General features: G+C 42.2%; 7 protein-coding genes. All 7 read right to left on the reverse strand.

Annotated elements, in window-relative coordinates:
* Positions 1–523 (reverse strand): helix-turn-helix domain-containing protein (locus tag BGI33_RS03680; RefSeq protein WP_144235360.1); only part of this gene is annotated, 523 nt, incomplete at its 3' end.
* A gap of 57 nt (positions 524–580) precedes the next feature.
* Positions 581–814: a hypothetical protein gene (locus BGI33_RS03685; RefSeq protein WP_100089987.1), complete on the reverse strand. Its 234-nt coding sequence runs from the start codon at positions 812–814 to the stop codon at positions 581–583.
* Positions 814–1,683, reverse strand: coding sequence for an RHS repeat domain-containing protein (locus tag BGI33_RS13385; RefSeq protein ID WP_100089988.1), 870 nt, complete (start codon positions 1,681–1,683; stop codon positions 814–816). The genes BGI33_RS03685 and BGI33_RS13385 overlap by 1 nt, the downstream gene beginning before the upstream one ends.
* 277 nt (positions 1,684–1,960) lie before the next feature.
* A complete protein-coding gene (locus tag BGI33_RS13045; RefSeq protein ID WP_180297065.1) occupies positions 1,961–2,137 on the reverse strand; it encodes a hypothetical protein in 177 nt (58 codons plus the stop codon).
* A 118-nt stretch (positions 2,138–2,255) separates the two neighbouring features.
* Positions 2,256–2,744 (reverse strand): hypothetical protein, encoded by a 489-nt coding sequence (locus tag BGI33_RS03700; RefSeq protein WP_100089989.1) that lies wholly within the window; start codon positions 2,742–2,744, stop codon positions 2,256–2,258.
* Positions 2,741–5,311, reverse strand: a complete 2,571-nt coding sequence (locus BGI33_RS03705) for an RHS repeat-associated core domain-containing protein (protein ID WP_100089990.1) — start codon at positions 5,309–5,311, stop codon at positions 2,741–2,743. The genes BGI33_RS03700 and BGI33_RS03705 overlap by 4 nt, the downstream gene beginning before the upstream one ends.
* 288 nt (positions 5,312–5,599) lie before the next feature.
* Complete coding sequence (locus BGI33_RS03715; protein ID WP_100089991.1) at positions 5,600–6,919, reverse strand: RHS repeat protein; 1,320 nt, start codon at positions 6,917–6,919, stop codon at positions 5,600–5,602.
* Between the last annotated feature and the right edge of the window lie 469 nt (positions 6,920–7,388).

A 7,388-nucleotide genomic window follows, 5' to 3' on the forward strand; every position in this document is an offset into this window, starting at 1 on the left:
GACCAACATAATATGTATCTTGTGCGCATAAGTATCCAGGATGCTGGGTCTCAATTTCACCCTGTGCCTCTCGCGCTGCTTTCGCTTTCTCTAAAGCCTGTAGCTGGCTTTCTGTTAACACAAGCCCTTCCTGAGCTACTTTTGTTTCCAGAGCGATCAGTCTTTTTTTGAAGCTTTCTAAATCGTGGCGTAACCAGATTGAACGTACACCACTGCCAGAGACCATTATTCCTTGCAGACGTAGCTGATTAGCAACCCGATGTTGGCCATAAGCAGGAAATTCATAAGCCATATTAACGACAGCCTGCTCAATATGAGGTTCTACGCGATTTTTCTCTATAGGTTTTTTGCGACTTATTTCCTGAAGAGCTAATTCTCCGCCCTGTTCATAGAGTTTTTTGAAGCGATAATAGCTGTCGCGACTATACCCCAAGACTTTACAGGCTTGCTGAACGTTACCTAACTGTTTAGCGAGTTCTAAAAGTCCTAATTTAGGTTTAATTATTTTTGCAGATTGATTCATTACTGACACTCCATTGTTGGTTTAAAATACACTAAATGTCAGATTAAATAAAGACTACTACATATTATTCAAGGTAAAATAAACTTTAAGTTCATTTGTTTCAACATCAGTTTTAACATAAATATTTCTAGATTCCTTTGGAAAGTTTTCTGGTAGCCAACTGTTCACACCAGCGTTAGGTAAAATATCTGTATATTTTTCATAATATGTTACATTTGTTGAATCCAAAAGATCACATCCATAAAGGATAAATCCATATAAAAATAACAGTTGTGTATAAGATTTTACCATTATAAATATCCTTCATTTTCTAATACTTTCATTGTTTTCTTATGATTTGGATTAAGGAATTTCCTACATCTATCTTGACAACTGATATCAACAGGACAACTTAATCCATAATCATTTACTTTTAGATCCTCTTCATTATCTTTTATCATTTCCTGATGAGAAAACACTTTACCTGTTCCATAAAGTCCAACACGTCCCTTAATATAATCAAAGTTTTCTTTCCTTCTACCAAACCATCTAGCCATCCTATTACTTGCATCCTTATCCTTTGAAACTCGACAGAATGCTATACAATGAAAAAATTGATCTGATGAATCTAATTGAAGTCTTTTCATATCATTTAAAACTGAATTAAGTACTTTTGACGTATGTCCAGCCCTAGCCCCTAACTTACCTAATAGTTCATGTTCATCTATCTTGTAATAACTTCTTACTACTTCATAATAATAATCTTTTAATCCAAATGGATCAATAAACTTCAGCGTATTATCATTTGCATATCTATATGTATTTATTCCGCCTTCCAACCCTATCGGATCACTCTGGATATACCGCCCAGTCTTCGCATCGTAATCACGGAAATAGTTATATGACAGTCCGGTCTCTGCATCGTAGTATTGTCCCGGAAACCGCAGGTTCATGGTGATCTGGTTGTTTGCCTCCAGTTCACTATTGCCAAACGCATCGCTATTGATTTTCCAGCTCTGTTCTCCAGCGCTGTTTATGGCCAGTTGCGGGGTGCCCAGATGATCGCTTATCAGGTAGTGATAGCTGGCATTTTTCAGGCTCTGGCCTTCGCTCAGGTTAGCCTGCCATAAGGGGCTGGTACCCCAGTCGCTGTCTGGCTTCCAACCGTACGCTACGCGCATTTTGCCATTTTGATCCAGTCGGCTAGCAGGCCTGCGCTGCTGTAGATATAGTAGGTGGTCTCGCCGTTTACGGTTTTGCTGATACGCCGGCCAAACGGGTCGTACTGGTAGCTGGCTATTTCTCCGCTGGTGTTGCTGACTTTACTCAGTCGCTCTGCGGCGTTATAGCTAAAGTTTCAACTTTAAATTAAACATTTAAAAATTATCCCGCAATATAGTAAATATTGCGGGATAATTATATTTAATTTTTAACTAAAATATACATCTCTTTAATCTATTAAAAATTTTTTCTTTTCAATAATTTAAAATTAGGGTTTGGTTCAGAATAATGAATTAAACCAGCAACATTAGTATCTACCATTATTCCAGTTTTACATATACCTGCCCATAATTCATAATCAAATTCAGGAAGATAATATTTTGAATCAAAAGAGCATAATACTAGACCAGTCATTCCTCCTTCTAAACTAAGTGTATCTCCTACCTTTATTTCACTACATCTGGATAATTCATTTTATCTCCTGTTATAGTCACTTAACAATATTTATAAAAATTAATAATTATATATTAAATTAATATTTAATTATGTTTAACCCGATCTTTTTTACTATTCTTTCAATTTTTCTTTTTAATAAAATTTTGTTTTTTTGAATCAAAAATTGGTGTGTTAAATCATATCCAGTAGTAGTGACACAACCCAATGATGGGTAAGTCAATATACATAGTTTTTTTTCTTTAAGAATATTATTTATTAAGTACATATAATTTTTAAATGATTCAATTTTCCTAGGTCTTTCATCAATTATAGCTATTATATTTCCTTTTGATAATTTAAACAAAATTTTATATATAAAAACAAATTTTCTTTTAATTTTATTAAATAGAATTTTCTTCTCTATATTATTTCTAGTATCTGCATAAGAGACTAAATATGCATTAATATATTCTTCTTCATTCAGAATGTGATCAAAAATAGAGATACTAAAAATAAAATAATCTTTTAATAAGAAATCAAAATTTTGAAAATCAATTTTTATTAATTTATCAATTGCATTTTTCATTCTCTTAAATATTTCCCTTCTTTACTAAGTGTACCAATTCTAACACCTTTTTTATTATATAGCTTCCAATAACTTCCACCATGTCCCCTAGCTCTAGCCTTATCTGGTGAAATTTTCCATCCTGTTTTCGGGTCAGTATAATCTCCACCTTTTAGTCTTTGATTAAATCTTTTCAAATCAATATTATCTCCTTTTCTTAATTTCTTTTTATAGTCTGTATATTTATCATCATCAGGATCCGGCGGATTGGGTGCCCCTCCTATTATATTAGGGCTGCTTGCGTCATTTATTTCTACATTTTCATCTCTACAGTCATCATCTGCCTTATCATTGAGTATTGGGGGTGTAATTAAACTTTTAGCGCCCCATCTAATGCCCCATCTTATAGCTTCTTTTGCCATATATCTGCAAGCTGGATTGGCTGCACATAGTCGTATCCCTCCTGTTGCAACTCCTGCTCCTGCAACTACCGCCGGAGCAATCTCCCCGGTCGGATCACTGTATACCAGTGGATTCCCACCTACATAACCATAGGTGTTTATTCCTCCCGCCAACCCTATCGGATCACTCTGGATATACCGCCCAGTCTTCGCATCGTAATCACGGAAATAGTTATATGACAGTCCGGTCTCTGCATCGTAGTACTGTCCCGGAAACCGCAGGTTCATAGTGATCTGGTTGTTTGCCTCCAGTTCACTGTTGCCAAATGCATCGCTATTGATTTTCCAGCTCTGTTCTCCGGCGCTGTTTATAGCCAGTTGCGGGGTGCCCAGATGATCGCTTATCAGGTAGTGATAGCTGGCATTTTTCAGGCTCTGGCCTTCGCTCAGGTTGGCCTGCCATAAGGGGCTGGTACCCCAGTCGCTGTCTGGTTTCCAACCGTACGCTACACGCATTTTGCCATTCTGATCCAGTTCGGCTAGCAGGCCTGCGCTGCTGTAGATATAGTAGGTGGTCTCGCCGTTTATAGTTTTGCTGATACGCCGGCCAAACGGGTCGTATTCGTAGCTGGCCAGCTCGCTTGTGTCATTGCTGACTTTGCTCAGGCGTTCGGCTGCGTTGTAGCTGTAGCTGAGTTTTTTATTGGCACTTTCTTCTGTAGACAGTTGACCATTGGCGGTATAGGTTAAGCTGGTCTGCTGTTTGCCTTCTCCCCATTTGATTAGCTGGTTGAGGTCGTTATACTGCCACTCGCCTGCCTGCTGGGCGCTGCCTATGCGATTTCCGATGGCATCGTAGCTGTAAGACTCGGCGCGCTGCTCTGTGGTTTCGCTATCCGGTTTGACTTGGGTTAGTCTGTCCAGTGGGTCATACTGGTAGCTGCTGCTGCCTTTTTCGGTCTGGATACGGCTGATGTTGCTTACTTTGTCGTAGCTGTAGTTGCGTTCCAGTAAGGTCTGGCCTTTGCTGCTTAGTTTTATCTGTACTGGCCGCTGTAAGGCATCATAGCTGTTGGTTTGTTCTGCCTGTGGATAGGTGATGCTGCGGGGTTGGTTCCACTGGTAGTTACGCCAGTTGATTTCTTCTCCGTTGGGCAGTACGGTTTTTTGTAATTGGTCGTTGGCATAGCTGTAGCTTACGGTGCTGTTATCTGGATAGGTAATGCTGGCTAGATTGCCATCGGCATCGTAGCTGTATTTCAGGGTTTGTTTGAGGTTGCCATAGCTGATGGTTTCCTGCACTACTCTGCCTAATGCATCGCGCTGATAGGTGAAGTGGCTATTGGTGCTGCCACTCTGCTGTACGTCTATCAGTTGGTTGTTGGCGTTATATTGATAGCGGACTGTCTGTTCGGCATTGTCTTGTCCAGCGGCAATGTAGTTTTGCTGGCTGATGTTGCCGGCGGCATCGTATTGATACTGTATACGATTGCCATTGGTCTGTTTCTGTTCTATCAGCTGGTTGGCATTGTTGTAGCTGTATTCAACATTATTGCCCAGTGTTTTGGTTTCTTTGATCAGGTTGTTGTTCTGATCATAGGTGAAGTGATACTGGTTGCCATTAGGGTCGGTAAGGCCGGTGAGGTTGCTGAACAGGTCGTACTGGTACTGGGTTTTGCCTGCCAGTGTGTCTATGTCTGCGCTAAGCTGACCTAGGGCGTTGTATTCGCTCTGGCTGGTACGGTTGGCGGCATCAGTCTGGCTGATGAGCAGTCCCAGCTGGTCGTAGCTGCTATGGCTGCTCAGTTCGGTGTTGTTGTCCAGCTGCTGGGTTACGCTGATGGTGTTACCCATGTTGTCGTAGGTATAGCTTTCGCTATAGGTCGGGTAGTTGATTTTGGTCAACAGGCCGGCCTGACTGGTACCGGGGGTGCCGTATTCGTATGCTAGCTGGTTGCCGTTGTGGTCTTTATATTGGGTTAATCTGCTCCTATTGTCATAGCTTTGCTCGCTTATCAGTCCGGATGGGCTGATGGTTTTGATGAGCCGGTTAAGCTGGTCATACTGGAGGGTGGTGATTTGATTCAGGGCGTTGCTGGCTTTAACTTCGCGTCCTTTGGCTGTATCGCGATAGCTGTAGCTGGTACTGTTGCCTTGGGCATCTGTTATGGCTACTACGCGCCCCAATGCATCGGTTTGGATGCTGGTGCTATGGTTGAGCGGGTCGGTTATTTTGCTGGGGTAGCCGGCCGGGTTATAGCTCAGTTGCCATTTCTGCTGTAATGGGTTCTGTATTTCGGTTGGCTGCCCCTGAATGTTATAGCTGTAGTGGTATTGCTGCCCTTTGCCGTCGGTATAGCTGGCTATATTGCCGTAGCGGTCGAAGCTTTGTTGCAGGCTGATGCTTTGTTTGCCGCTGGCTATGGTGGCTTTGGTCTGCTGCCCCAGGCTGTCGTACTCGAAGTTGACTACGCGCTATTCGGGTTTGCCGGCGGCATAGGTGATTTTGGTGGGCTGGTTGGCCGCGTTGTATTCAAAGGTGATGCTGTCGCCTTTGGCATTGGTCTGTTTGACCGGTTTGTTGGCCTGGTTGTACTGATATTCTTCGGTGGCACCATTTGGATAGGTGATTTTAACCGGATAGTCGGCCTGGTTATACTGGGTGGTGATCACTAGACCACGTTCGTCGGTGTATTTGACGATGTTGTTGGCACTATCGCGCTGATAGCTGGCGGTAAGATTGCCATTAATGCTTTCGCTCAGTACGCGCCCGTTGCTGTCAAATACGGTGACGGTTTTTTGGCCTGCCGGATCGTTTACGGTGATGGTGTACTGTTTGTTTACGCGGTTATATTCGGTGTTGTAGACGGTTACAGCTCCGGTTTTGCTGGTGATTTTGCCTACCCGCGCCAGTTTGTTCTCATGATCGGCTGCGCCGGTGCTGACTACGGCACTTTGCGATACAACGCCACCACTTTTGCCGCTGCCCATGGCTATTCTGCGGGTGGGTACAGACAGGACATAATCAATTTTGATAACGCCGCCATCGGGATCGGTGCGACTGGTGAGCTGGCCGTTGTTGTCGTAACCATACTTCCACACATTACCCATGACATCGGTAACCTGAGTCAGGCGGTCACCTGACCAGTTATAGCTCACGCTGCGCCCGCTGCGGTCGGTGGCTTTGATCAGGTGTTCTTGGTTATCATAATCCAGGCTGTATACCAGTTCGCCGTTGTGGTCTTTGATGGCGCTGCGCCGGCCATCTTTGTCCAGTTCAAAGCTGACTTGTATGTTGCTGGCATTACCATAGGCTAATGGCCGCCCTTTGCTGTCGTAGTTAATCCAGTTGCCTTGCGGATCTGTCCAGCGCCAACCGTTGTCGGTTTTTTTGATTGAGACTTGTTTGTAGGTATATAAGTCAGCGTCGCCGCTACGCTGGTACAGGGTACCGGCGCGGTCGATGGTTTTGACGCTGCTATCGAGTGGATCGAGTACGAAGCGTAGTTCTGCCCATGCCGGATTGAGATACCAGCGTCCGTTTTCCCAGGTACGGTTGAGTTTAACTTCGCCACCTAATACCTTCACTCGCATGTCTATGGTGTTTTCGGTGTACTCGGTATTCGGTAATCTGACGCTGGCATTGCTTACGCCGGATATTTTTTGGCTATTATCTGTTATGCGGGCATAAGCCATTTGTGGCAGTGCCATGACCAGCATAAGGATATAGCTGATTACCCGGAACAGCCGGTCTTTTAAGCTGTTCCCGGGTCGTATGGTATTTTTTGTTTTCATGTTATGACCCTTGTATTTAGTTGGTTTTTAGATGTTAGTTATCTGGATCCGCTACTAAAGCTGCCGCCTCTTTCAGCTAACAAACCTATTTCAACCGAATTTCAGCTGATATTTTTGGTAGCACGCCCCATTTTTTTACTACTACTTCGATGAAAACGGCCTCCGCTATATAATCAGAAATTATCTTTAAAAGATGTTTGGTTTTTTTGACTAAATAGATGATATTTCTTTTAGTTAGCAATAAGCTTTTTCAAAATTATTATTACAAATAAAATCATGATATTTATAAAATAAATTTTGTTAGATAATTTCTGTTAATAATGAATATTTATCAAATAGTTATATAAAATTATATTATATAGAGTAAAAATCTTTTCTACTCTATATAAGAGTATTATTTAATTTTTATTTATGCTTTAAGCGCAAAGGCTTTGATATAATCATCAAGTGTTGAAATACTTTCCAAATC

The sequence above is a fragment of the Snodgrassella alvi genome, assembly GCF_002777425.1.
In the GTDB taxonomy this organism is placed as follows: Bacteria; Pseudomonadota; Gammaproteobacteria; order Burkholderiales; family Neisseriaceae; genus Snodgrassella; species Snodgrassella alvi_B.

Coding starts and splice junctions, on each gene's coding strand:
- BGI33_RS13045 (WP_180297065.1), bottom strand. CDS start 2,137: ATGACTGGTCTAGTATTATGCTCTTTTGATTCAAAATATTATCTTCCT.
- BGI33_RS03715 (WP_100089991.1), bottom strand. CDS start 6,919: ATGAAAACAAAAAATACCATACGACCCGGGAACAGCTTAAAAGACCGG.
- BGI33_RS13385 (WP_100089988.1), bottom strand. CDS start 1,683: ATGCGCGTAGCGTACGGTTGGAAGCCAGACAGCGACTGGGGTACCAGC.
- BGI33_RS03700 (WP_100089989.1), bottom strand. CDS start 2,744: ATGAAAAATGCAATTGATAAATTAATAAAAATTGATTTTCAAAATTTT.
- BGI33_RS03685 (WP_100089987.1), bottom strand. CDS start 814: ATGGTAAAATCTTATACACAACTGTTATTTTTATATGGATTTATCCTT.